Here is a 23,953-nt window from a genome sequence, read left to right as displayed (position 1 = left end):
GATCTATTCGACGATTTGAATGGAATCGCTCCGTGCTAGATTCCCGCTCGGCCACAGAGCCCATTCCAATAACCTCAATCAAAGACCAAATCATGAAATCTCTTATCCGCCATGCCGCTCTGGCATTCGTGACGATCGGCTTCCTGTCGGGCTGCGCCAGCAGCGTGACGCGCGACGCCAGCGATACGGCCGGGGCCGCCGTGACCGCATCAACGACCCCATTCGGCAAGAAGCCCGTGATCGTGACGGTCACGCTCGACAATGCCGCGCAGGAAGCGTTGAAAGACAACCTGAAGTTCGACGCAAAGAAACTGCAGGAGAAAATCGAACACGCATTGGACGCACGCAAGCTGCTGGCCAAGGCGGATGCAACGGATGCGATGCACCTGAATGTCAAAGTCACTGGCATTCGCGTGCGCTCAAGTTTCTCGGCCGTCATGTTCGGCTTCATGGCCGGCAGCGATTACGTCGACGGCACCGTCACGTTCACCGATGCCGACAATCATCCGGTCGACCACTTCAAGGTGTCGGCGTCGTATGCGCTCGGCGGTATCGCCGGAATCGACAGCATGCGCATGGACTGGCTGTATGAGAAATTCACCGAGAAGACGCTCGCGACGCTCGATCCGACGGCCGCGGCCACGCAAGGCGACGCGGCACCGGCAGCGTCGAAGAAGCTGTAAGGCCCGCCGCCCGACAGATCGCGGATGCGCGGCCCGTCGGGCCATGGCGGCAGACCCGGTGCTGCCATCAACGCACTGCCTGGCCGGTCACGAACCGACCATCATGCGTCCTGCAATGCGCGAGTGAATGCCCGGTGCTCGCATCTGGCAGCGGTCCTATTCCGTTAAATCAGCCGATATGCATCGGAGTGCGGCCGCGCCCACCGACCGCCACAAGGCATTCACGCGCGCACGCATGACAGCAAAAAAGCGGCCGCTCGCGAGCGGAGCGGCCGGCAAGGAGAGATCCCTAGGCGGGATACCGGTGGACACCACACCAAACCGGTCTGCGTATTGTTGATGAACGGTATGCCGTTGACCATCAGACTGGTCTGATTCGCTGCAAGCTGGCGTGAACGTCACGCCCTCGTGAGCTGCCCGGGGCACTCATCGCGACCCGCAATACGCCGTTACGTTCTCTGAGGGAACCCCCATACGCGCCAACCGGTCGAAACGCCGCACGACCGTCGAAGGCTTGAGCACTGCGACGGCCCACCTGCGCTCCTGTCCCGCTCGATCACGTCCATTTTTCCCATCGCATGCTGAGCATTGGTCCCTTCTCGATCCGCGTCGTCGCGGTAGCCGTCGCCGCGCTGCTGGCGTGGCTCGTCGCGCACCTCATCCAGCGCCGTCCGCCTGATGGGCATCACAAGAGCGCGTCGAGCCTGATCCTCGACGTGCTGTTGCTCGGATTGATTGCGGCGCGGGTCGCTTATGTCGCGCAATGGTGGCCGGACTATGCGGCGTCGCCGCGCGCGATCGTCGCGCTCGGCGATGGGGGCTTCGACGCGCGCATCGGTATCGCGGCCGCGCTGGTGTTCGCAGCCTGGCGCCTGCGCCGCCTGCCGGCGCTGCGTCGGCCGGTGCTAGCCGGCATCGTCGCGGGCCTAGGCGCGTGGGGCATAGCGCAAGGTACGCTGGCGACGTTGCAGCGGGGCGCGCCGCCGCTCGCCGCGATGCCGCTCCAGGCGCTCGATTCGACGCCCGTGATGCCGGCGGGCTTCGTCGGCAAGCCGGTCGTCGTGAACCTGTGGGCGACGTGGTGCGCACCGTGCCGGCGCGAGATGCCGATCCTCGAACAGGCGCAGCGCGACCATCCGAGCATCACGGTGCTGATGCTCAACCAGGGAGAAAACGCGCACGCCGTGCGTGCGTTCCTCGAGCAGCAGAGCCTGCGTTTCGATCACGTGCTGCTCGATCCGTCGCTGCACGCGATGCATGCGTATGGCTCGCGTGGACTGCCGACCACGCTGTTCTTCAACGCGAAAGGCGAGCTCGTCGAATCGCACATGGGCGAGCTGACTGCAGCGCGCCTGAAGGACACCGTCACGCAGCGCTTCGGACAGTAATGCCCGGCGGCGGATCGGGAAGCGACGCCGCTTCATCACTTCCGAGCTTCGAGCGCGACAAATCGGTACACGAAGACCTATCCGATAAGCCTCGTCGAAGGTGTCAGCGCGATCGTGGCCAACTCGCGCGACGGCCTGCACATCGGCCAGGAGACGGATGCCTTCACTCCGTATCTGTATGCCGCGCTCCGCCTGATGGGCATTGCCGATATGGAATCTGCCTACGCCTAAGGGCTCGACATGAAGCCGCGTGACTTCGACGCCAGGCCAGAGCATGCGCGAAAGCAGATGCAAGCTCTGCATACGTGAACACTGACGGCACCGGTCTACGTCGCGAACCGGTCAGGCCGACGGACGCCATCACGTTACCCAGTGCCCATCAGCCGCGGTACCACAATCGCACGACACCCGTGAACCAACAGTGTGTGCACACGAATCGCCGTTCGCGGCAGCATACGTCATGCGTGCAGAATCGCGCACCCGACACCCAAACACGGCTGACGGAAAGGCGATCAGTCTCGGTCAAATAGCGGATCCGGTTCGGGTGGCCTGTCATCAACACTGCGCTGCTTACCCTTGAAGCGAGCGATATACCTGTGCTCATGAGGGGGGGCACGATGTGAGCACGTGGTGGCCGAGTCGAGTCGGGTAGCGCCGGGCTCCAATTGCCTCGCCGGCATGTGCTGCACAAAATTCACAATAGCCATTGCCATGGTTCGGTCTTCAGGGATACCTCCGGATCGTCGAGCAGTTCTGTATCGTCAAAGCCGAACAATTGGTGCGCATCTAGATCAATCCGGTCAACCGGGTTATCGAGCACCCACCCGAGGCGCCCGCCGGCGCACCACTTGGCAAGCCGCGCATGAAGACTGTTATCTCCAACGTTTGGCAAGAGTTGCCTGACCATGGACAACCGACGCAGCGATCGATCCATGCGTGCGACCTCCCGGATCGCGCGAGAGATATCGAGCTCATCCTTCGCGGACAGTGGTACTCCGTTGTCGACCAGCTTGCACACGAGACGCATCCAAAAACTGTGTGTCGCCTCGTCCACTTCCAACTGGAACGGGTTCATGCCGGTGGGCTCACCACGGTGAAATACCGTGTACTGACCACCCATGGCGCGAATCCCGATTTCCGCTCCTCGGTCCTTGTCGAAGAGCACGCCCATCACACCGTACTTCATTGCCATCGCGAGCAGGAACAGTTCAAGCACGGTCTTGCCTGCACCGGCTCGGCCGATGATCTGCGTGTTGGCAAGCGCCTTCTCGTCGTTTGAGTCGACTTTCTCGGGCGTTGCGTGAAAGTTCAGATAGAGCGGTTGCCCGCTGGGCGTTTTGACAATCGTGATAGCTTCGCCCCACGGATTACCCTCTCGCTTTCCAGTCGCGAAGTTGTGCAAACTGGCCATGGCGCAAAAGTTGCGTGATGTAACATCATCTTGAAGCCAGCCCAAATGATTGAAATCGAACACACCACCCCGCCTACACCGAGCAGCGTGTTCTGGATAGTGATCAGCAAGGTATTGACCTGACTGAGTTGCGCAGATGCCGTGGGGGTTGCCATGACAAGCACGCTGAGCACTGCGATGCGGCGCCAATTCAACGAGATCCACGCAACATACGTTTTTCTCAATCTCACGGCGCTTATATTAATTAGGAATACAGATTTCATAATGCACTCCAACCGGCCGAATTCTGCCTGCCTTGCTCAGAAGATCACGGCACTGCCTGCGACTCCACCGTTATTTTGGCTTCGCGCTGTATCGTCGTTCGGGTTCGAGGGTGGAGGAGACACAGGAGTCGAGCGCCCGCGGCTCTCAGCCCGAGACCCAGTCACACGGTCGGGTATCACTGGAATCGGCTTTACCGATGATGTCAGCGCAGGAACGATAGTGTCGTCCGACGCCGCGGCCTCCGCGATCCGTCGTACATAACCGACGCGAAATCCGGTTACGAAATTCCCGCTCGCATAGCACGACAGCGCAGCGCGCAACGCCTCTTGTGGACGGACATGAATGACGCGAGCGCGCATGAAGCACGCCTGAAGAATCGCCGCACCAGCGCTCAGATTCCGACAGACGTCGAAGACGGTCCTCGCGGTCAATCCGTAACGGGACCAGTTTGCTCGATTGATTTGCGCGAGGCCGGCGCTGTAGTTCCAGCCTGCCGCTTGCAATGCCTCGACCGTGGCGATCGCTTCGTCCTCATGCCGAGGCTGTCTCGCCAATCGACCATGGACGACGCCGATAGCGTAGGGATTGAATCCCGATTCGATGCGCACAATGGCAGCCAACGTCTGCGGAGCGACGGCGGGCGCACACTGCTGAGCCATCGCCACGAAGTCCTGCGTGGTCATCGCCCATCTCCGCTGGCGCAGCCCGCGCTGATATTATCGGATCGACATATCATCAATACGGCCGGACCGGCCATCCGCATGGCAGTCGCACTCTCGGCTCGGCCACGAAGCGATATCACGTCCATATTATCGTTCACACGCATGATCTGTCCCCTCGCCGTTGGTCCCGCGCAAACGATGGCGGGAACACGAGGGAATTCAAGCAGCGGTCAAGCACAGACCCAAACCCGTCTTGTCGACGGGTTTTCCCGTCGGGTTGGCTCTGTATCGCCGATTGAAAACGGAATCGGCTCGAACGTGTGTGTCTATTAAACCGTGTCAGTGCGCCCCGGTTTGCCGCGCCGCTCGATACCCGCTCACGTCGCTCCGAAGCAGCTGAAGGTCGATTCAGTTTGCGTGAAGTACCGCATCCGAACCGGCTCGTCGCGTTGTCCACAGACACAACAATGCGCGGGCCTGTGCCCGACCCCGGCACTATCAGGGCTCGCTTTCTAGGCTAATCAGCGGACTGTCCGGGTGGCGGCATCGGCGTAATTGAAGCCCCAATGTCCAGCTGAGATTTACTTCCATATCGCCGCGAACCGAATACTCGGTATGTCGGTGCGTTCAAGTGCGGAAATTTCGACCTAGGCACTACAAGGCTTTCCGACGACAGATACAATTATGTCTAATTAATTTGGAATCCAAATAACTTCAAATTTGGACTTGTAGACGATTTGACCATCGCGTGCCGGTGCGTTTCCTGCTTATCGGATACCGAATGTCCTTTCGGTCCGATCTGTAACCGGCGAGCTCGACACGTTCGATCTGGGCACCTGCGTCTACAACCCCGGTCAAGCCGGCAACGGCAACGTCACGTGCACGCCGAAACCGCCGCCGTTCAGCCCGTCGATGTATGTCAGATTCCCGCCCAGCTTGACCACGATGCGCGCGACGATGGACAGCCCCAAGCCGCTGCCACTCTCGTCGTGATCCGCGCCGCGAAAGAAGCGATCCTGCAGTCGGGACAGATCTTCTTCTGGGACGCCGGGGCCGTCATCCTGTACCCGGATGCTGATCACACCGCCGTCCTGCGACGACCTGATTTCGATGCACCCCTGCTCGCGACCGTACTTGATCGCATTGTCGACCAGGTTGTCGAACAGGACGCGCATCAGCGTCGGCGGCGCATGTGCGACGACCGGACCATCGACACATGACACCAGCGACACGCCCTTGCGCTCCGCGTTCGCTCGATGGTCGTCGATGCAGGTCTGCACTGTGCGCGCGAGATCGACGTCCTCGCCCGGCATCGGTACCGCCTCGTCGAGTCGTGCCAGCGCGAGCAATTGGTCGGCCAGATGCGTGCTGCGGTCGACGCCCTCGACGACCCGCTGCATCGCGCGCCGCTGGCGAGCGGGATCGCGTGCGGTAAGCGCCACCTGCGCCTGAACCTTGAGCGCGGCAAGCGGGGTCTTGAGCTCGTGGGCGGCGTCGCTCGTGAACGCGCGTTCGCGATCGAGCGAGCCGCGCAGGCGCAGCAGCAACGCATTGAGTGCGGCGACCAGCGGCCGCACTTCATCGGGAATGTCTTTCGTGCCAATCGCATCGAGGCTGTCGGGGGAACGGGCGTCGATTGCCTCGGACAACGTACGCAGCGGCGTGAGGCTGTGGCCGATCGCCAGCCAGATAAGCACGGCCAGCACGGGCAGCGCGAATGCGAGTGGCCGGGCGATGCGGCGCGCCACCTCCGCAGACAAGTCTGAACGGTGCGTACGCTGCTCGAAGATGCGCACGGAACGGCCGCGCGTGGCATCGGTCAGCACATACGCGTGCCACTTCGGATTGTCGAACCGTGACGGGCTCGACGCCGCGGCGGGAAACACCGGGAGATCCAGCGACTCCAGTCCCGGGCTGGCGGCCAGGATGCGCCCGCCCGTGTCGCTGACCTGATACAGCATGCGCGGTGATTCATCGTTATCCCCGTCTCTGTCTTCGGCCGACCCGAGGGCGATGTCCGCAAAAACCGGGAGATCGGCCGCGTCGAGCGCGACGAACGCCCTTGCGATCTGTTCGACGCGCGTATCGTCCCATTCCTCCGCTTCGTGAATCGCCTGGCGGTAGCTCGACACCAGCGAGTACGCCCAGACGACCACGACACCCGACAGAACCAGCAAGGCCAGCCGTTGCCGAATCGAGCGCATCACGACGCCTTCTCCACCACGTAGCCGACGCCGCGGATCGTGCGGATCAATTCGGCACCGAGTTTCTTGCGCAGGTTCGACACATGCACTTCGATCGCGTTGCTTTCGATCTCTTCGTTCCAGCCATAGAGGCTGTCCTGCAGCTGCGCGCGCGACAGCGGACGCCCCTGGTTCGCTAGCAACTCGACCAGCAACGCGCATTCGCGCGAAGTCAGCGCGATCCGTTCGGCACCGCGGACGACCGTCATCAATGCGGGATCGACCGTCAGTTCGCCATATTCGATCGTATCGGTCCCGCGGCCCTGCGAACGCCGCACGAGCGCACGGCACCGGGCAATCAGCTCGGCCAGGTCGAACGGCTTGCCGAGGTAGTCGTCGGCGCCCGCGCTCAAGCCGCTCACGCGGTCGGCCACCGTGTCGCGCGCAGTCATCACCAGTACCGGCGTGTGATCGCGGCGCTTGCGAATCCAGCCGAGCAAGTCGGTTCCCGACATGCGGGGCAGCCCGAGATCGAGCACGACGAGGTCGTACGGCGTGGTTTCGAGCGCAAGTTGCGCATGCCTGCCGTCGTGCGCCCAGTCGACCGTCATGCCGGCCTCGATCAGGCCATCTTCGACCCCGCTGCCGACCAGCTTGTCGTCTTCCACGAGTAACACCCGCATGGCGTCGCGTTCCTTTGGGTTCGGACATGGCGTCCCTTGCCGCACGATAACCGCGCGCACGGGCGGGCATCAAGCGGCGCGCTGAAAAATCCAGCCCTTAAGAATCCGTTAACGTCGGTGCCCTAAGGTCGCGATCACCGACACGTGCAATCGACTGACGACCATGAACAGACTACCGTTTCGACTCCGTTTCTGCGTAACGCTGGGCGTACTGCTTTCCGTGGCTGCCGCACCGGCCCGCGCAGGCGAAATCAAGACGCTGATGACTGACATGAAGCACGCGCTGCAGGGTGCGTTGGGCAGCCGGACGATTCCGGAAATGAAAAGCTACACGATCCGGCTCGAAAGCGATGTGCAACGGGCGAGCCGCCAGCGCTATCGCAACAATCAGCCTACCTACGACGAAGGCATGCGCGTGCTGCACGATGAACTGACCGCCGTCGACCGTGCCATCGAAGCCAATGATCTGCCGGGCGCGAAGCAGGCGTTGCGGCGAATCAACGGTTCGAAAAAACACTATCACGACCTGCTCGGCTAACCCGGGCCGGACACGCTTGCGACACTGAACAGGCATTCCCGTCATGAAAACTGTTACCCGTTACCCACTGTCGATCAGTGTGCTGCACTGGCTGCTGGCCGCCGCGTTGATCGGCAACCTGATCGTCGGCTTGCTGCTGGACGACAACGAAGACCTCGTCGGCCTGCACAAGTCGATCGGCGTCGCCATTCTCGTACTCGTGGCGATTCGCGTTGCGAATCGGCTGCGCATGCGACGCCGGCTCCCGCCGTCGGTCAATCCGGTCGGCACGCTGAATCGGCTTGCGGAACGCTGCGTCCACGCGCTGCTCTACGTGTTGATGCTCGCCATTCCCGTGCTCGGGTGGATGAAGACGAATGCGGCCGGGCACGCCGCCAGCTGCTTCGGACTCTTCTCGCTGCCGACGCTGGTGCCCGAGAGCCGCGAACTGTCGCACTGGCTGGGCGAGCTGCACGCACTGACGGCATATGGGCTGGCCGCGCTGGTGGGCTTGCACGTGCTTGGTGCGGTGGCGCACCGGCTGTTCAAGTCGGAGAACGTGTTGCCGCGCATTCTGCCGTTGCCGACGCGCGTCGCCCGGCCGAGGATTCCGCCCGGCGACCGGAATTGAGCGCGGGCGCGGGCTTGAGCAGCGCGTTAGCAGTCGATCCCGTCAGGTCTGACAAATAGCGCGCCGGTACGGTCGGCCTTCGGTCACCGACGAGGCCCCGTCGCCCCGGACACCCACGACGAAGGTGCTTGACGGAGGTCAACCCCGCGGCAGCACACCGTGCGAAAAATGCCGTGTACAAGACCGTCGGTCGCCATCGGGAGACATTCATGAGCACCTGCCCTTCACCCGCCCAGGCCGTCCCCGCTCCGCGACGCGTGCTGATCGCCGTGGACGGTTCGAGCGCATCCGCGCATGCGCTCGCGTATGCCAAGGCGTTCCTTCCGACAAACACGGAGGTACATATCGTCAGCGTCGCGGAAAACCCGCGAACGCTCGTCCCGCTTGGATCGAAGACCATGGCATTTCTCGAGTCGGCGCGCGACGAGTTGCTCGGGGATGCATCCGACGCGCTATCGCGCGCCCAATCCGTCATGAAGCGCGACGACCTCGCCGTCGACACGGAGACCTTCGACCTGGCTACTCGTGGAGGGGATGTCGTGCATGCGCTGGCCGACAGCGCGCGAGCCTGGCGGGCCGATCTCCTGATCGTTGGTGCACGTCAGCATCACGGCTTGCTCCGCTGGGTAGAAGGAACGGTTTCAGGCCCGCTCGGCAAGTTCGTCGGCTGCCCGCTGCTCATCGTTCCGGAGGGCTTCGCGTCGGTTGCCGAGCATCTGCCGCGGCGGATGCTGTTCGCCGTCGATGGAAGCACGATTGCGCTCAACGCATTGGGAACGGGGTTGAAGTGGTCGCGACCGGATACGGAATTCCGTACGATATGCGTGCTCGATCGCCCCGTCTCGCTGGGTGATTTCGTCCCCGTCGAGACGCTGGATAACGCATTGATCGGCGAAGGCAATCGTGCATTGAAGGAGGCCACGGCTCTGCTCGGCGACAGGGCCGTGCAAGTACAGTCGCAACTCATTCAGACGGATTGGGCCGGCGCCGACGTCGCTCATCTGATCGTGCGCCATGCCGTCGAATGGAACGCGGACATGATCGTGATGGGCACCCATGGGCGACACGGCGTCACGGGCTGGCTCGTCGGCAGCGTGGCCGCACGCGTGGCGCGCATCACGAAGACGCCGGTTCTGCTCGTGAACCCGCCGCGCGCATGAACGATGCGTTTCGACGTGTCGTCATGCATCCGCTCCCACGGCGTGGAACAGTTCCTCCTCCTGGGCGCAGTGCAGCCGGACGATCGCCTCCAGCCCGTACAGCAGGCGCTGTATCGCCTGAACCTGCAAGGGGTTCGTTCCGTCGCGCGGCAGGTCCGAGACCATCTCCCTGAGCGACCGGACCATCCGGAAGATCTCCCGGTGTGCGCCGCTCATCGCCGCGAGCGGATCCTCGCCGCCGAGCAGCGGTGCAAGCCGCGCGTAAACCTCCAGATCGTCGGCGCGCTCGTGCGGCAGCAGCCGTTGGTCCAGCGAGTCGACGGCATCGACAAGCTCGCTGGCGGCGGTGACTCCGGACAGTTGCGGCAAGCGGTCCGCGAGATCCCTGAGCCGGTCCAGCAACGGTGACAATGCCGCATGCTCGCGCCTGAGTTGCTCGACGTCGACATCGGCCAGCCGGGCTTCCGGCGGCCGCACCAGCAACACGCGCAGCGCATTGACGATCACGACGACGTCGACGGCTTCCTGGATCACCGCGCCGGCAATCGGCGGCAGGAATCCTGCCGCGGCAATCGTCATCGCGACGACCGATAGCGACATGCCGATCAACACGCTCTCGAGCGCGATCCGGCGCGATCGACGGGCGATGCGCATCGCATCCACGAGTCGATCCAGCCGATCCACCAGCAGTACCACGTCGGCTGCTTCGGATGACGCGGCCGCTCCCCGCGCGCCCATCGCGACGCCGACGTCGGCTGCCGCCAGCGCCGGCGCGTCGTTCACGCCGTCGCCGACCATGATCGTCACGCCCTCCGCGCGTGCCGCCTGGACGGCCGCAAGCTTGTCCGCGGGCGTCTGTTCGGCGCGCACGTCGGTGACGCCCAGCAGTTCGCCAACGGCCTGGGCAATGTCGAGCCGGTCGCCGGTCAGCATGACGAGACGCTCGACGCCCTCGCGCTTGAGCAGCCGCAACGCCCGCGGCGTTTCCAGCCGCACCTGGTCGGCCATCTGGATCGCGCCCACCATGGCGCCATCGATGCCGACGAACACGGCAGCCCCGCCCGCGTTGCCTACCCGCTTCAGGAAGGCCTCGCACCAGGGGGCAACCGTCGCGCCGGCGCGGACGTACCCGAACTTGCCGATCGCAACGACACGGCCGTCGACCCTGCCGGTCACGCCCTCGCCGGCCGTCTCCATGACGGCCGACGGTGGGGACAGGCGGATCCCGCGTTCTCGCGCCGCGACCGTCAGCGCATCCGAGACGACATGGCCCGAGGCCTGCGCCAACGACGCCGCGAAGCGCAGCACGTCGCCCCTTCCGACGCTGGCGCCGCATTCGATCGCGACGATGCGTGCGCGCCCGCCCGTCAGCGTTCCGGTCTTGTCGAAGAAGAGAATCGTCGCCTGCGCAAGCCGTTCGAGCACGCCTCCGCCTTTGACCAGGATGCCCCGTTTCGAACAACGCGACAGGCCCGAGACGATCGCGACCGGCACGGCGAGGATCAGCGGACAAGGCGTGGCGACGACGAGCACGGAAAGCGCACGTGCGACATCGCCGGTCAGCAGCCACGCGGTACCGGCGACGAGCAGCGACGCGAGCACGAAGAATGCGGCGTAGCGATCTGCAAGACGCACGGACGGACCGCGCTCGTGCCGTGCGCGCTCGACCATGCGGACGATGCCTGCAAACGTGCTGTCGGCCGCCGTCGTGCGGGCGACCATTTCAAATGGCGCGCCGGCATTGACCACGCCGCTGCATGCGTTTTCTCCGGAACGTCGCCGCTGGATGGACGACTCGCCCGTAAGCATCGATTCGTCCAGCTCCGCGTCGCCGGTCAACGTGCCGTCGACCGGCGCGCATTCGCCGCTTCGCACAAGCAGTCGGTCTCCCTGAACGATGGTTGCCGGTGCAACGGAACGCCACTCACCGTTCTCGAACCGCGTCGCCTGGCGCGGCGCGCGGCCGAGCAGCGCGGTCATCTCGCGTTGCGCGCGGTCTTGCGCATATCGCTCCAGCATCCGGCCGCTAGCCAGCATCAACCCGATGACCGCGGCGGTCAGCGTCTCGTCGAGCATGATCGCCAGGCCGATCGCCAGCCATGCGAGCACGTCGATGCCGGCCTGCCGTTTCGCCGCCGCCATTGCCAGCGATACCGTCAACGCGAGCAAGACCGGCACCGTACCCAGCAGCCACGCGAATCGCGCGAGCGAAGGCGCGCCGAACGCCGCGCACATGCCCCCCGCGGCGAGCGTAACGGCCGCCAGAACCAGCAACGCGAGATCGATCGACCAAGGGATTCGGGGCATGACCATTCTTCCGATCGCCTTACGGGGCGGGATTCGCCGCATCCGGTACCGGTTGCGGACGGCGTGGCATCAGTCTAGGCAACGCCGCGTTGCGACGGTTGACCTGAGTCAGCGCGATGCGCGTGACGCGACCGACTGGCGCGGCCAGTTGCTTGACGTGAGTCAAGTGGTCGACGCCTTTCGTCAGCACAATCGAAGCGTGACACCGGAGCGCCTGGAGTCGATATCGTGCTGACGCTGGCAGTACTCTTTCTGCTGATTCTCCTGCTGAATCTCATACCGGCGTTCGCACCGCCCACGTGGATGGCCATGTCGTGGGTCGGGTTCAACCTGCCTGACGGCAATCCGTGGGTCTTCGCCGTCGTGGCGGCCGGCGCGGCGACGACCGGCCGCGTCATTCTGGCGACCTTCGCAAGATCGCTCGTACGCTCCCGCTGGATGCGCGAATCGGATCGGGCGAACATCGATGTCGCCACGCGCTGGCTGCGAAAGCACCGGACACTGACCGCCGGTGCGTTCTTCTTCTATGCGTTGAGTCCGCTTCCGTCGAACTATCTGTTCATCGCATACGGGCTGTCCGGGTTGCCACTCAGGATCATCGCGGCGGCGTTCTTCGTCGGCCGCGCGACGACCTATGCGATCTGGGCGTACCTCGGCCGCTTTGCGTCGACCCGGCTGGACGTGGAGTCCGAACTCGAAGGCACTTACCTCGGCGGATACTTCGTCGTCACGCAACTGGTGTTGCTCGGCGTCGTCTTCGCGTTGATGAAGCTGGACTGGCGCGCGCTCGTCGAAGAGCGCCGGTTGACGTTCCGACGCGGCCATCCTTCGCGCGGCGCAGAATGACACGGCAGGTCGCCGGAGCGGAACCGGCGCATTCGCCGAATGACGCGACGTCGCACCTCTGGCGGCGGCATGATCTGCGTCAAGCCCGCGTTTTCGCTCCACGTCAGCATGGAAGCACGATACCGGGTCGCTCTGCGCGCGCATTGTCGACGCGGTAGAACCACCGCCGAGGAGGCTTCGATGCGATCGCGAATTTTTCCTGTGCTGCTAGCCGGGCTAGCATTGCTCGCCGGCGAGGTATCGACCGCCTGCGCGAACGATCTGACGCGCACCGTGACGACACCCACGCTGGTCGTCCATTACGGGGTGGTTCCGGCGAGTCGCGCCGCCACGCCGGGCGGCCATGCCGGCGACGCATCGAACAATGTAAACCTGTACCTGCTCACGGTCGCGTTGTTCGACAAGTCGAACGGAAATCGCATTGAACATGCTCGCGTCGCCGCCGTTGTTCAGGGCCCCCGAAGCGAAGCCAGTTCCTTCCATTCGAAGCCGACGCGAATGCAGCTCGACCCGACGCCGGACGGCAATGCGGTCACCTACGGGAACGTGTTCGACGCACGTTGGAAAGGCGTATATCACATCGATCTCACGATCACGGGAGACGGTCTCGCCCATCCGGAGCACGTCCGTCTCAACTACGACCAGCAGTTCTGACCGCTCAAGCTTCGTGGTCGCATCCGCGCCGCTGCGCGCGGCCGGGCCGGACAACAGGCGCACGTCGCGTTTCGGCCGGCCTGCCGCCGGTGCAAAAGCCGCCGTCGACGTGCGGCGGGCACGGCGCGGCTAGCGGTCAGCTTGCGGCTGCGAGGCCGGGCACGCCATGCACAGACGCATCGTTCCGCGCCGATCGGGGTCGTGCCAGTAAAAGCGTACGTCGACGGCGCCCCGCGCCGGAACGACCACGCGCCGCACCTCCTGCACGGCCCTGTCGTGCGCGGACACGGTATATCGTCCCGGCGGCACCCGCGCGAACAGGAACGGTCCGCTCGTGTGTACGTCGAGGAGCTTCGACTTGCCGGACGACAGCGTCACATCGATGTCGGCAAGGTACTGGCCGGCATTCGATGCGAAGGTGATCCGCAGGTTGTATCGAGGCGCGACATCGCGAAACGCGGCGACCTCGTCCTGGCCGATTCCGCCGGTGATGTACGCGACACCGTTGCGCACGACCGGTTCGGTCGACGTTTCGGCCAGCGCGTTCGCGCCGACGTTCAGCAGGCAGGCTGCCAGCAGCAGCGCCTTCACGGTTCCGGTCCTCATCTCCACTCTCCTGGTTGGCCCTGCATGGTCGCGATGCCCCCTGTCCGGTCGCGGAACGTGGCGCGTGCGGCGACGTCGCAGGCGTTTCGACGACATTGCCAGCGTCGCGCGGAACGCCGATTTCCCGTTGACTCATGTCAAGAGCGCGCCTGTCGAAGCAGACCGACACCGCAGCGGGCGCCGCGATGCAGTCGTCGCGTCCGTCTTCCCGAGCGGGCCGCAAGCCTGGCAACACGAGGGCGCGGCATCCGTCCGGCGCTATCGTCCGTAACGTCTGTCAGCCGTTATTGCATGGCCCGTCGGAAATTTCCGACACGGTGGCTCGACATCGGACAGCAAGCTCAGGCCACGCTGATTGTCCCGCGCGGCGTCACTGTCGATACTGGAGACGTGACAGGACGCAACGTGTTTCGCGGCCGACGCGGGGTTTTCGCCCGCCGCCGCCGGGGCCGAGGAGCTGGCGATGAGTCATCCGACCGCAGTGCACGCCGACGACGCCATACCGGACGGCGAACCGCCGGTCGGTGCCCACCTCGTGACCCGCCGCCATGGCTATCTGCATCATGGGATTTATGTCGGCGACGGCAACGTGATCCACTACGCCGGATGGTCGCGCCACCTGAGCGGCGGCGCGGTCGAGGTCGTGACCCTCGACGGCTTTCGCGCCGGTTTCGAGCTCGCGGTGATCCGCCACGCGCGCGCGCCATACGACGGAACAGAGGCCGCGCGCCGCGCGGCATCGCGCCTCGGCGAATGCCGCTACCGGCTTCTCACGAACAACTGCGAACACTTCTGCCTGTGGTGCCTGTTCGGTGTCGGGCGCAGCGATCAGGTCACGTCGTGCCTGCGCAATCCGGTGCACGGCGTTGCGGTCGTCATCATGCTGGTCGCGTGCGTCCTGGTTGCACGGTGGCATCCGGCGGCGGCCGGGCGCGAATGCCCGCTCGGGTATCCGGCCTAGCATCGGCCGCAGTGCCTTCGTGCTGTCGATCGCTACGTTCTCCAAACCTGCCGGTCAGTGCGGCAACATGGCGGGATCGTAGCGATTGCGAGGATTCCACAGCATCCAGCCATCCGTGCCCGCGGCGTCGGCCGCGTCGACCTGTGAGCGGACCTCGTCGGCATCGAACGGCCGGCGATCGAATGCATAGTCGCGAAAAGCCTGGAGCCACGGCCTGAACCGGACACCGTCCAGGCCGGTCCGGCGCTTCGCCTCAGCCAGTGACCGCGCAACGATCTCGCCCGGATGCTCGGTCGGTTTCCGGCAACCGGGCAGGCCCCACGTAAAGCCGGACGGGTACAGCATCGGCGACACATAGTCCAGGGCCGGCTCGAGCGCATCGAGCCGCTGTCCGATCGCGGTGTCGTCGGTGTTCCAGCAGACGTAGCCGAAGATGTCGGCCGACGTGTAGAGGTTGTACGGCTGCAGTCGCTCGCGCGCGCCGGTGAGAAATCCGGCGATCGTGGCGACCCGGTTGGCCTCAGTATTGGGCTCGGCGAATCGCAGGCCGTTGGCGTCGGGAAACCGCAGGTAGTCGAACTGGATCTCGTCGAAACCCATGCGGGCGGCTTCTTCGGCGACATCGTAATTGTGTTGCCACGCCGCGCGCGACGTCGGGTCGATCCAGCGCTGATGCTCGCGGTCCTGCCAGATCTCGCCGGCCGCGTCGCGCACGGCCCACTCGGGGTGAGCGCGCGCGAGCGGATCGTCCTTGAACACGACGATTCGCGCGATCAAGTAGAGGCCGCGTGCATGAAACGTCCGCAGCAAGTCCGGCAAATCGGGCTGATGCACGATCGCACCGGCGACATGGCTCGCGGCGCCGGAGATTTCGCGCGCCTTGCTGCGATAAGGTGTCACGCCGCTGTCGCCCTTCACGTCGATGACGAGCGCATTGATCGCCGTCTGGTCCTGGAGGGACAGCGCCGCGTCGCGCAGCGTGCGGTCTGCGACGCCGTAGGCGGACAGGTAGACCGCCTTCGGACGCACCGGCGTCATGCGGATCGTGTGCGCGGCCGCGGCGGGCGCCAGCGTGACTTCGATTCGCGCGTAGCCTGGCGCACGCACGCTCAGGCGCGTTCCGGCGGCGTCGATCTCCAGCGAAAACGATCCCTCGCGATCCGCGGTCCGGGTCACGCCCGCCGCGTGGCCGATCGCACCGGCCAGCGCGCGTCCGTTCGTCGCATCGACGACGGTGACCGTGACGGGCGCCGCCCGGGCGGCGAATCCCGCGAGCGACACGAGCAGACAGACGATCAGACGTTCGATCACGGTTTCCCCCCGACGGTTCTCAGCAATCCGTTCATGCATCGTGTGTCGCAGGCGTCGGTCATCAGATAGCGCGGCAGCGCCATTGCCGAGTCGGTGATACGAACGGGGCGCGCGTCGAGCGTGAATGCCGCGACGTAGCCTTCGCGAGCGGCCAGCTGGTCGGTCAGCGCGTCATGGACGCCGAACGGCCAGGCCAGCAGCCGGACCGGACGGCCGGTTTCGGCCTCGAGCCGCGCGCGCGACCGGCTCAACTGGAACGACACGAAACGCTGGTAGTCGTCCGGTGCGAGCCGGGCACGCTCGACGCGAAAATTCGGATGCCAGACCGTGTGGGACTCGATGTCGAACCCGGCCCGCCCGAGCGCAAGCAACTGGTCCCACGTCATCGCGTAGCTGGCGTTGGAGATAGCCGACGGATAGATGAACAGCGTGACCGGAGCCGGATGCGCGGCCAGCAGCGGGCGCAGCACCTCGTAGACTGAGCGGTGACCGTCATCGACCGTGATCGCGACCGCCCGCGCCGGCACGGCATCGCGCTGGCCGTCATGCCAGCGTACGACGTCGGCGAGTGGCACGATGCGATAGCCGTTCGCATCGATCGCCTGCAACTGATTGCGGAACGTGTCGATGCGCACCGTCATCGAATCGAGCCGCGCGGCGGCGAACCGATGGTAGACCAGGATCAGCACGCGCTCCGGTGGAGAAACGACCGTCGCGACGTCGGCGGACGCAACCGGTCGCATGCACGACAGCAGGAGTAGGCAGGCGATCAGTCGATAGACCATGGCGGATCTCGTGGAATGGGTTCCCCATTTTTTGCGATCGCGGCGCGCATGCCGCTGAGCCAGATCAACGATCGATCGCGCACCGACGAGATCGGGCGCGTGCCGGGCCGCCCGCCCGTCAGCTTGCCTGCGCAACCAGTTCGGCGCGAATCCGCTCGACGTCGTCGCGCGTGCACAGCGCCGTCCCGGGACGTTCGACAGACGCCGCCGATGCCGCCAGCGCGTAGCGGCACGCATCGTCGAACGGCACGCCGCACGCCAGCGCCCACACCATGCCGCCGACGAAACTGTCTCCGGCGCCGACCGTGCTGCACACCGCTGCGGGCCTGCCGGGCAGGCGCAGGGTGCGATCGCGCGTGACGACCCATGCGCCGCGTGCGCCGAGTGTCAACGCGACGATGTCGGCCTGGCCGCGCGCCACGAGTTCGCTCGCCTTCCGGCATGCCGACGTGTCGTCGAGCGGTTCGCCGGCCAGCGCGCTCAGTTCGCCAATACTGGGCTTGACGAGATGGACACCGGCCTTGAGGGCCGCCTGCAGCGCCCGGCCCGCCGCGTCGACAACCACGCGGCTGCCCCTTGCCTTCGCCGTCCGCGCAAGCGTCGCGTAGAGATCGTCGGGGGCGCCGGGCGGCAGGCTTCCGCTCAACACGAGATAGCGCGGCGACGGTTGCATGGCGTCGATGCGCGCCGCGCAGGCGCGCCACTCCGCACCCGTGACCAGCGGCCCCGGCATCAGGAAGCGGTATTCACGTCCGGTCGCGGTCTCTGTCACGCAAACGTTCTCGCGGGTCTCGCCGGCGATCCGGATTCGCTCGCTCGGCAGATGCTCGGCTTCGAGCAGCGCCGTCAGGACGTCGCCGGTCGGCCCGCCGGCCAGGTACAACGCGACGCAGTCGCCTCCGAGTCGGTGAACGGTCCGGGCGACGTTGATTCCGCCGCCGCCGGGGTCGCGCCGCGGCCGCGCGCAGCGCAGCTTGTGCGTATCGACGATGTGCTCGACCGACGTAGCAACATCGACGGCGGGATTCAATGTGACGGTAACGATGCCGGTCATGGTGGGTGGCTCTCGATCGATGGCTGGGACGCCGGCGCGGCGATGCCCGGCAACCGATGCGTGCCGGCCGTGGCTCCACATTACGTTCGATACCGGCCACCGCGTTGACCGCCGTCAAGCCACGCCGCGAAGGCGCCCGCTTGCGCTCGATCAACAACGCGTCCGGGCGGACTCCTACAGTGAGTCATTCATCGTTGCCGAGCCCCGCCATGGACGAGCAACCGCTTTGCACCACCGTGTTCACCGAACGCTATGCGCAGCCCGGCGAAACGTCTCGTACGGCCCTCTTCCATCGCGTCGCGCATACACTGTCGCTCGCCGAGCCGGCCGATCTCCGTGCGCAGGTGGAGCGCGCGTTCTTCCGGAACCTACAGCACGGCGCGATCGGCGCGGGCCGCATCCTCGCGAACGCCGGCGCGGATACCGGCGGGACGATGGTCAACTGCTTCGTCCATCCGCTCGCGATTCCGCCGGGCGCGCGGTGGCCGGCCGTCGACGCAGCGCTTGCTCGTGCGCTCAGTGACGCATGGCGCACGCTATTGATGGGGGGAGGCATCGGCTACGACTTCTCGCCGGTGCCGCCTGCCGGCGCGTACGAACGGTGCGTGTCGTCCGAACGAGGCGCATGCGTCGCAATCGACCGCTTCGACGCGATGTGCCGGGCGCTGCCGTTCACCGGGCCGCGCCGGGGCGCGCAAATGGGGGTGTTGCGCTGCGATCATCCGGATCTCGCGGCCTTCGTCGCATCCAAGCGCGGACGATCGCGCTGGCCGACGTTCAACCTGTCGGTCGGTGTCACCGATGCGTTCATGGAAGCGGTCCGGCAGGACCTGCCTTGGGCGCTCGTCCATCACGCGCGGCCCCGTTCCGGGGCCTGCGCACCGATCCGGCGGCCGGACGGCCGGTACCTTTATGCGACGATTCCGGCGCGCACGCTCTGGCACGAAATCGTCGGCGCGGCGCGGGACAGCGCCGAGCCGGGGCTGCTGTTCCTCGACACGATCCGCGACACGAATCCGCTGCGCGAACACGAGCGGATCGACGCGACGAACCCGTGCGGCGAGCAGCCGCTGCCGCCGTACGGCAGTTGCGTGCTCGGGCCGATTGACCTGTCGCGGTTCGTCCATCACCCGTTCGGGGTCGGCGGCAAGCCGCGCTTCGATTTCCCGGGGCTCGCCGACGCGGTGCGCATCCAGGTGCGCATGCTCGACAACGTGCTCGACCTGACCGAGTGGCCACTCGCCGCGCACGAACACGAAGCGCGGCGCACGCGCCGCATCGGGGTCGGCATAACGGGCCTGGGCGACGCGCTGACGATGCTGCAGCTGCGCTACGACAGCGCGCAAGCGCGCGCGTTTGCACGCGGCATCGTACTGACGATGCGCGAGCATGCGTTCGCCGCATCGGCCGCGCTTGCCTCCGAGCGCGGCGTGTTTCCCGCCTACGATCCCGCCGCCTATCTGACCGGCCCCGCGCACCGCACGCTGCTGCCGCTGAAGGTGCACCACGCGATCACGCGGCACGGGCTGCGCAACAGCCATCTGCTGTCCTTCGCGCCAACCGGCAGCGTGAGTCTAGCGTTCTGCGACAACTGTTCGAACGGAATCGAGCCGGCGCTCGGCTGGACGCAGCGTCGCCTGGTGCGCACCGCGGACGGACGGGTGCGGCCGTTTCGTGTTCAGAATCACGCTTATCGGCTGTTTCGCGACCTGCATGGCGACAACGTCGGGCTGCCGGACTATTTCGTCACGGCGGCGGAGATCGCACCGGCCGATCATGTCGCGATGCTCGCGGCGCTTCAGCCGTGCGTCGACGCCGGCATCTCGAAGACAGTGACGCTGCCGGGGCAGTGTTCGCTCGCGGACGTTGACGCACTGTTCTTCCAGGCATGGCGTGACGGGCTCAAGGGAATCACGGTGTTTCGGCCTGATCCGCGGCTTGCGTCGGTCGTGACGGCCGATGCGACGCAGACGCGGCGCGAGCGCCCGGTCTGCATCGGCTGTTGAACGATGCACGAAGACCAGCGGCCGACGCTCGACGCGACCCGGCGATCGTTCGTTCAGACAGAGGCGTCCGTGGTCGTTTCCGTGTCGGCCTGCGTGGGCCGGCGCGCGTCGCCGATTTCGTCGGACCGCGCGATGAGCGCCGTCAGCCTGTCGTGATCGATCGATTCGTGTTGCAGCAAGCTGCGCGCGATCCGCTCCAGCGCATCGCGATGCTCGCCGAGCGTCGCCGCGACCCGCGCGTGCGCATCGTCGAGCAGCGCGCGCACCTCTTCGTCGATCAGTTGTGCGGTGTGCTCGCTGCAATGGCCGTCGCCCGGTGTCCACACGGCCGGCACGCCGCCCTGCGATACCGCATCGTCGAGCGTCATCAGTCCGATCCGTTCGCTCATTCCGTACTGCATGACCATGTGCCGCGCGAGCGCGGTCGCGCGTTCGAGATCGTTCTGCGCGCCGGTCGATACGTCGCCGAACGCGAGTTCTTCCGCCACCCGCCCGCCGAGCAAGACGTCGAGCCGGTCGAGCAGTTCGCTCCTGCGCAGAACGTAGCGATCCTCGGTCGGCACCTGCTGCGTATAGCCGAGCGCCGCGATCCCGCGCGGGATGATCGACACCTTCTTCACCGGGTCGCAGTGCGTACGGCTCTGCGCGACGAGCGCGTGCCCCGCTTCGTGGTAAGCGATGGTCCGTTTTTCCTGCTCGTTCATCACGCGGCTCTTGCGTTCCATGCCCGTCAACGCGCGATCGATCGCCTCGTCGAAATCGGCCATCGCGATCGCCGGCTTGCCGAGTTCCGCCGCATGGAGCGCGGCTTCGTTGACGACGTTCGCGAGATCGGCGCCGACGAAGCCCGGCGTGCGTTGCGCCAATTCGGCGAGGTCGACTTCCGGCGCAAGCTTCACGCGCTTCGTATGGACGGCCAGGATCTGCTTGCGTCCGACCAGGTCCGGCCGGTCGATCGCGATGTGCCGGTCGAACCGTCCGGGGCGCAGCAGCGCGGGATCCAGGATTTCCGGCCGGTTGGTCGCGGCCATGATGATGACGCCCGAATTCGCCTGAAAGCCGTCCATCTCGACCAGCAACTGATTGAGCGTCTGTTCGCGTTCGTCGTTGCCGGACATCAGTCCGACGCCGCGCGCCTTGCCGAGCGCATCTAGCTCGTCGATGAACACGATGCACGGCGCCTTCTGCTGCGCCTGCTCGAACAGGTCGCGCACGCGGGCCGCCCCCACGCCGACGAACATCTCGACGAATGCCGATCCGCTGATCGTGAAGAACGGCACGCCCGCCTCGCCGGCGACGGCACGCGCAAGCAGCGTCTTGCCGGTGCCCGGCGCGCCGACGATCAGCACGCCCTTCGGAATCTTGCCGCCGAGCCGCTGGTAGCGCTCGGGGCTGCGCAGGAACGCGACGATCTGCTGCAGCTCGGCCTTCGCCTCGTCGATACCCGCGATGTCGTCGAACGTGATGCCGGTCTCCTGCTGCACGTACACGCGGGCCTGGCTCTTGCCCATGCCGCTCAAGTCCCGCATCCCGCCCGGCCGCCGCATTATGAAGTTCCAGACCAGCACGAGCACGATCATCGGCAGCAGCCACGTCGCGAGCATCGCGATCCAGCCCGAATCCGGCATCCCGCGATAGCGGATGCCGGCGGTCGTCAGCGCGGCGACCAGATGATCGTCGCCGACGCGATTCGTCGTGAAACGCCACGGCGGCCCTGCCTTCTTGACGGCGCCCGCGTCGGAAGCCGGCAGCATCGCGCCGGCTTCGGGCATGCGCAGCGCGCCCGAGATCGACGACTGACCGATCTCGAGCTCGTCGACGAGCCGCGCGTCGACCAGCCGATGAAAATCGCTGTACGAAATCGATGTCATCGCCGGCTGGGCCGCAAGCAATTGATAGGCGACCAGGACCGCGAACGCGATCGGGATCATCAACCCGGAGTAGTCGAATGTTTTCTTCATGACGTCGAGGCTGTGCGCCAGACCCGCGACCGCTCAGGCCGCGTCACGGCTCCAGTTCGCGCGCAGCACGTCCTCGCTGTCGCGATAGTTGAATGCCAGCGCGCCGTGATGCGCATGCAGCAGCGCCTCGCCCATGCGCCTCACCACGTGCACGCCGGTGGTTCGAATCACGAGCGCGTCGCCGGTTTGCTCGATCTCCATGATGCGTTCGAGCGCGTGCTCGCTCATCTCCAGATCGGCTTGCCGCTCGAGCAGTTCGAGGATCGCCGAGCGATGCCGGCGCACGTATTCGCCGCGCAGCACCAGTTCGCCCGCCGGCGCGTTTTCCCGCATGCGCTTGCAGGCCGGGCATTCGAGCTGACGCCGGTCGAGCGGCGTCGCGTACCAGGTCCAGCGGCCGGCGTCGCAGACCGCGCCGCATCCTTCGCAAATCCGGTCCCCCGACGGCCGTTTCGGATCGCGATAACTGTCCTTCGTATGCGGCTGCATGCGCTTGTCGCGGCGCAGATAGTGGCGGCCGGGGCCGGAATGCGAACGATTCATGGCTGCTTCTCCGTGGTAATCGGCGGTACGGGCGCGACGGTCACGCGACGGTCAACCGGTCGACGACCTCGCGCACGCCCCTGACCGACGCCGCCGCGCCGCACGCGGCACGCCTTTCCGCCAGCGACGCGACCGTGCCCGTCAGCATGACGATGCCGTCGTCCGCATCGATCGAGATCCCGGCGGATTCGCGCTGCGCGCGACGGGCCAGCGCTTCGGCAATCCGCGTGCCGACGTCGGGCACCGTATGGTCGGCCCGCACCCGAATGCGGTTCGCGACACCGACGACGCCCTTCATCCGGCTCACCATTTTTTCCGCTGCACGGCTCTGGAACGCATGATCTACCTCGCCGTCGAGCGTCACGCAGCCGTGATCGACTTCGACGCGAATTTGGTGATCGCGCAATGCCTCCTGCCAGCCAAGCGCGAAGGTGATCGCAATCGCCAGTTCGTGGTCGGCGCAGGCATCCTCCGGCGGCTCGACGTTCAGTTCGAGCACCAGCGCGCGCGCATCCGCGACGTGCAGCGCGGTTTTCTGGGCCTCGAGCTTCTGGGCCCAGCTGTCGACCGTGCCGCGTAACGTCACGATCCGGTCACGTACGTCGACGTCGATCCGGCGCGAATCGATCGCCGGATTCCAGAACAGTGCTTGCTCGACATCCTGCTTGAGTGTTGCATCGGACTTCATGTCGGTCTCCCGTCCCGGCGTGTGCCGGTCGCGAAGCGTGCGACCGGATGTGTGCCGTACCCGATTCAGCATCGCGCATGGCGGCACTGGCGGCTTGACGAGGATCAATCATCCGCAGGCTTGCGGCAACGGCGAGCAGGTGCGCAACCGCCCAGTTTGTCCGTTGATGCAGATCAACGGCCCGCCGGAGCGCGACTCGATCATGGCGACAGAGGCTGCAAACCAGGCGACAACGCGCACATGGCGCAGCGATATGACCGAACCGCTTTCCGGGAGACCGTCATGAACCGAAAGCAGTACCGCATCGCACTCTCGACGCTGAGCGTGTTCATCGCGCTGGCGTCGCTGGCCGGCATCGTGCATGGGATGCTGTTCGACGAGCGGGTGTTCAGGTATTCGATCGTCACATTGATCCTGAGCATCCTGTCGTTCGTCGTGCTGCTGAATCTCGCGCCGGGCGACCGCCCATAAACAGAACATCGGCTGGACAATCTGCCGTAAGCATGTCAAGCGAGGCTTCACTCGAAACGCATTACGGCCGCAGTGATACAGATCAAGGGGGCGCGCGGCAATCGTCGGATATAAGTGAACCCGAACCGGCGTCGCCATGCAGGCGGTGCCATCCAGCGTTCTCGTATCCGATGAGGCA

Annotated in this window: 21 protein-coding genes and 2 pseudogenes; 10 read left to right on the top strand and 13 right to left on the bottom strand. The window is 65.6% G+C overall.

From position 1 onward, the window contains the following. Positions 1-92 precede the first annotated feature (92 nt). Positions 93-683 carry a DUF4410 domain-containing protein gene (locus H0X95_RS23190; RefSeq protein WP_059720993.1) on the top strand — a complete coding sequence of 197 codons (591 nt, stop codon included), beginning with the start codon at positions 93-95 and terminating at the stop codon, positions 681-683. Between the two features lie 578 nt (positions 684-1,261). Next, positions 1,262-2,071, top strand: a complete 810-nt coding sequence (locus tag H0X95_RS23185) for a TlpA family protein disulfide reductase (protein WP_058902647.1) — start codon at positions 1,262-1,264, stop codon at positions 2,069-2,071. A gap of 730 nt (positions 2,072-2,801) precedes the next feature. Here the strand turns inward: H0X95_RS23185 and H0X95_RS23175 are convergent. From H0X95_RS23175 to H0X95_RS23160, 5 genes and pseudogenes are all read right to left on the bottom strand, one after another. Then, positions 2,802-3,506 (bottom strand): annotated as a pseudogene (locus H0X95_RS23175) (VirB4 family type IV secretion/conjugal transfer ATPase); the annotation flags it as partial. After that, positions 3,488-3,757 (bottom strand): annotated as a pseudogene (locus tag H0X95_RS36010) (TrbC/VirB2 family protein); the annotation flags it as partial. The pseudogenes H0X95_RS23175 and H0X95_RS36010, both read right to left, overlap by 19 nt. Positions 3,758-3,781: 24 nt before the next feature. After that, positions 3,782-4,429, bottom strand: a complete 648-nt coding sequence (locus H0X95_RS23170) for a lytic transglycosylase domain-containing protein (protein ID WP_077020740.1) — start codon at positions 4,427-4,429, stop codon at positions 3,782-3,784. 833 nt (positions 4,430-5,262) lie between these two features. Next, on the bottom strand, positions 5,263-6,612 hold the full coding sequence (locus H0X95_RS23165; RefSeq protein ID WP_059720998.1) for an ATP-binding protein: 1,350 nt from the start codon (positions 6,610-6,612) through the stop codon (positions 5,263-5,265). Further along, the gene (locus H0X95_RS23160) at positions 6,612-7,274 is read right to left on the bottom strand and encodes a response regulator (RefSeq protein WP_006488386.1); all 663 of its coding nucleotides are present in this window, start codon (positions 7,272-7,274) and stop codon (positions 6,612-6,614) included. The genes H0X95_RS23165 and H0X95_RS23160 overlap by 1 nt, the downstream gene beginning before the upstream one ends. A 163-nt stretch (positions 7,275-7,437) precedes the next feature. Between H0X95_RS23160 and H0X95_RS23155 the strand changes: the two genes are divergently transcribed. From H0X95_RS23155 to H0X95_RS23145, 3 genes are all read left to right on the top strand, one after another. Next, positions 7,438-7,812, top strand: coding sequence for a cytochrome b562 (locus H0X95_RS23155; protein ID WP_059720999.1), 375 nt, complete (start codon positions 7,438-7,440; stop codon positions 7,810-7,812). Between the two features lie 43 nt (positions 7,813-7,855). Then, complete coding sequence (locus tag H0X95_RS23150) at positions 7,856-8,422, top strand: cytochrome b (RefSeq protein ID WP_006488354.1); 567 nt, start codon at positions 7,856-7,858, stop codon at positions 8,420-8,422. A 209-nt stretch (positions 8,423-8,631) separates the two neighbouring features. Beyond that, positions 8,632-9,582, top strand: a complete 951-nt coding sequence (locus tag H0X95_RS23145; RefSeq protein WP_059721000.1) for a universal stress protein — start codon at positions 8,632-8,634, stop codon at positions 9,580-9,582. Positions 9,583-9,603: 21 nt separating this feature from the next. Here H0X95_RS23145 and H0X95_RS23140 read toward each other — a convergent pair whose 3' ends face one another. After that, positions 9,604-11,889 carry a heavy metal translocating P-type ATPase gene (locus H0X95_RS23140; protein ID WP_059721001.1) on the bottom strand — a complete coding sequence of 762 codons (2,286 nt, stop codon included), beginning with the start codon at positions 11,887-11,889 and terminating at the stop codon, positions 9,604-9,606. Positions 11,890-12,117: 228 nt separating this feature from the next. Here H0X95_RS23140 and H0X95_RS23135 point away from each other — a divergent pair, with 228 nt between their 5' ends. Together H0X95_RS23135 and H0X95_RS23130 are read left to right on the top strand one after the other, a co-directional pair. Continuing rightward, positions 12,118-12,735 (top strand): VTT domain-containing protein, encoded by a 618-nt coding sequence (locus H0X95_RS23135; RefSeq protein ID WP_059721002.1) that lies wholly within the window; start codon positions 12,118-12,120, stop codon positions 12,733-12,735. Between the two features lie 180 nt (positions 12,736-12,915). Beyond that, positions 12,916-13,389 (top strand): hypothetical protein, encoded by a 474-nt coding sequence (locus H0X95_RS23130; RefSeq protein WP_006488450.1) that lies wholly within the window; start codon positions 12,916-12,918, stop codon positions 13,387-13,389. A 129-nt stretch (positions 13,390-13,518) separates the two neighbouring features. On the opposite strand, the gene H0X95_RS23125 is transcribed toward H0X95_RS23130, so the two are convergent. Continuing rightward, a complete protein-coding gene (locus tag H0X95_RS23125; RefSeq protein WP_006493315.1) occupies positions 13,519-13,995 on the bottom strand; it encodes a hypothetical protein in 477 nt (158 codons plus the stop codon). A gap of 463 nt (positions 13,996-14,458) precedes the next feature. On the opposite strand from H0X95_RS23125, the gene H0X95_RS23120 reads away from it, so the two are divergent. Further along, positions 14,459-14,956 carry a lecithin retinol acyltransferase family protein gene (locus H0X95_RS23120; protein ID WP_059721003.1) on the top strand — a complete coding sequence of 166 codons (498 nt, stop codon included), beginning with the start codon at positions 14,459-14,461 and terminating at the stop codon, positions 14,954-14,956. Positions 14,957-15,010: 54 nt separating this feature from the next. Here the strand turns inward: H0X95_RS23120 and H0X95_RS23115 are convergent, their stop codons facing one another. The 3 genes from H0X95_RS23115 to H0X95_RS23105 form a co-directional block, all read right to left on the bottom strand. Next, positions 15,011-16,267 carry a putative glycoside hydrolase gene (locus H0X95_RS23115; protein WP_059721004.1) on the bottom strand — a complete coding sequence of 419 codons (1,257 nt, stop codon included), beginning with the start codon at positions 16,265-16,267 and terminating at the stop codon, positions 15,011-15,013. Further along, on the bottom strand, positions 16,264-17,052 hold the full coding sequence (locus tag H0X95_RS23110) for a polysaccharide deacetylase family protein (RefSeq protein WP_059721005.1): 789 nt from the start codon (positions 17,050-17,052) through the stop codon (positions 16,264-16,266). The genes H0X95_RS23115 and H0X95_RS23110 overlap by 4 nt, the downstream gene beginning before the upstream one ends. 118 nt (positions 17,053-17,170) lie before the next feature. Next, positions 17,171-18,106, bottom strand: coding sequence for a 1-phosphofructokinase family hexose kinase (locus H0X95_RS23105; RefSeq protein WP_059721006.1), 936 nt, complete (start codon positions 18,104-18,106; stop codon positions 17,171-17,173). Positions 18,107-18,315: 209 nt separating this feature from the next. On the opposite strand from H0X95_RS23105, the gene H0X95_RS23100 reads away from it, so the two are divergent. Next, a complete protein-coding gene (locus H0X95_RS23100; protein WP_058902632.1) occupies positions 18,316-20,112 on the top strand; it encodes an adenosylcobalamin-dependent ribonucleoside-diphosphate reductase in 1,797 nt (598 codons plus the stop codon). A 53-nt stretch (positions 20,113-20,165) separates the two neighbouring features. Here the strand turns inward: H0X95_RS23100 and ftsH are convergent, their stop codons facing one another. From ftsH to H0X95_RS23085, 3 genes are read right to left on the bottom strand one after another with little or no spacing between them, the layout of a single operon-like run. Continuing rightward, positions 20,166-22,073 (bottom strand): ATP-dependent zinc metalloprotease FtsH, encoded by a 1,908-nt coding sequence (ftsH, locus tag H0X95_RS23095; RefSeq protein ID WP_196446228.1) that lies wholly within the window; start codon positions 22,071-22,073, stop codon positions 20,166-20,168. A gap of 33 nt (positions 22,074-22,106) precedes the next feature. Then, on the bottom strand, positions 22,107-22,616 hold the full coding sequence (locus tag H0X95_RS23090; protein WP_059721007.1) for a BCAM0308 family protein: 510 nt from the start codon (positions 22,614-22,616) through the stop codon (positions 22,107-22,109). 40 nt (positions 22,617-22,656) lie between these two features. Continuing rightward, on the bottom strand, positions 22,657-23,304 hold the full coding sequence (locus H0X95_RS23085) for a BON domain-containing protein (protein WP_059721008.1): 648 nt from the start codon (positions 23,302-23,304) through the stop codon (positions 22,657-22,659). A 282-nt stretch (positions 23,305-23,586) separates the two neighbouring features. On the opposite strand from H0X95_RS23085, the gene H0X95_RS23080 reads away from it, so the two are divergent. Then, complete coding sequence (locus tag H0X95_RS23080) at positions 23,587-23,775, top strand: DUF2964 family protein (protein WP_059721009.1); 189 nt, start codon at positions 23,587-23,589, stop codon at positions 23,773-23,775. The last annotated feature ends 178 nt before the right edge of the window (positions 23,776-23,953 follow it).

This window comes from Burkholderia sp. 9779_493, assembly GCF_015712215.1.
In the GTDB taxonomy this organism is placed as follows: domain Bacteria; phylum Pseudomonadota; class Gammaproteobacteria; order Burkholderiales; family Burkholderiaceae; genus Burkholderia; species Burkholderia cenocepacia.
This window is presented reverse-complemented; position numbering and strand designations above follow the sequence as displayed.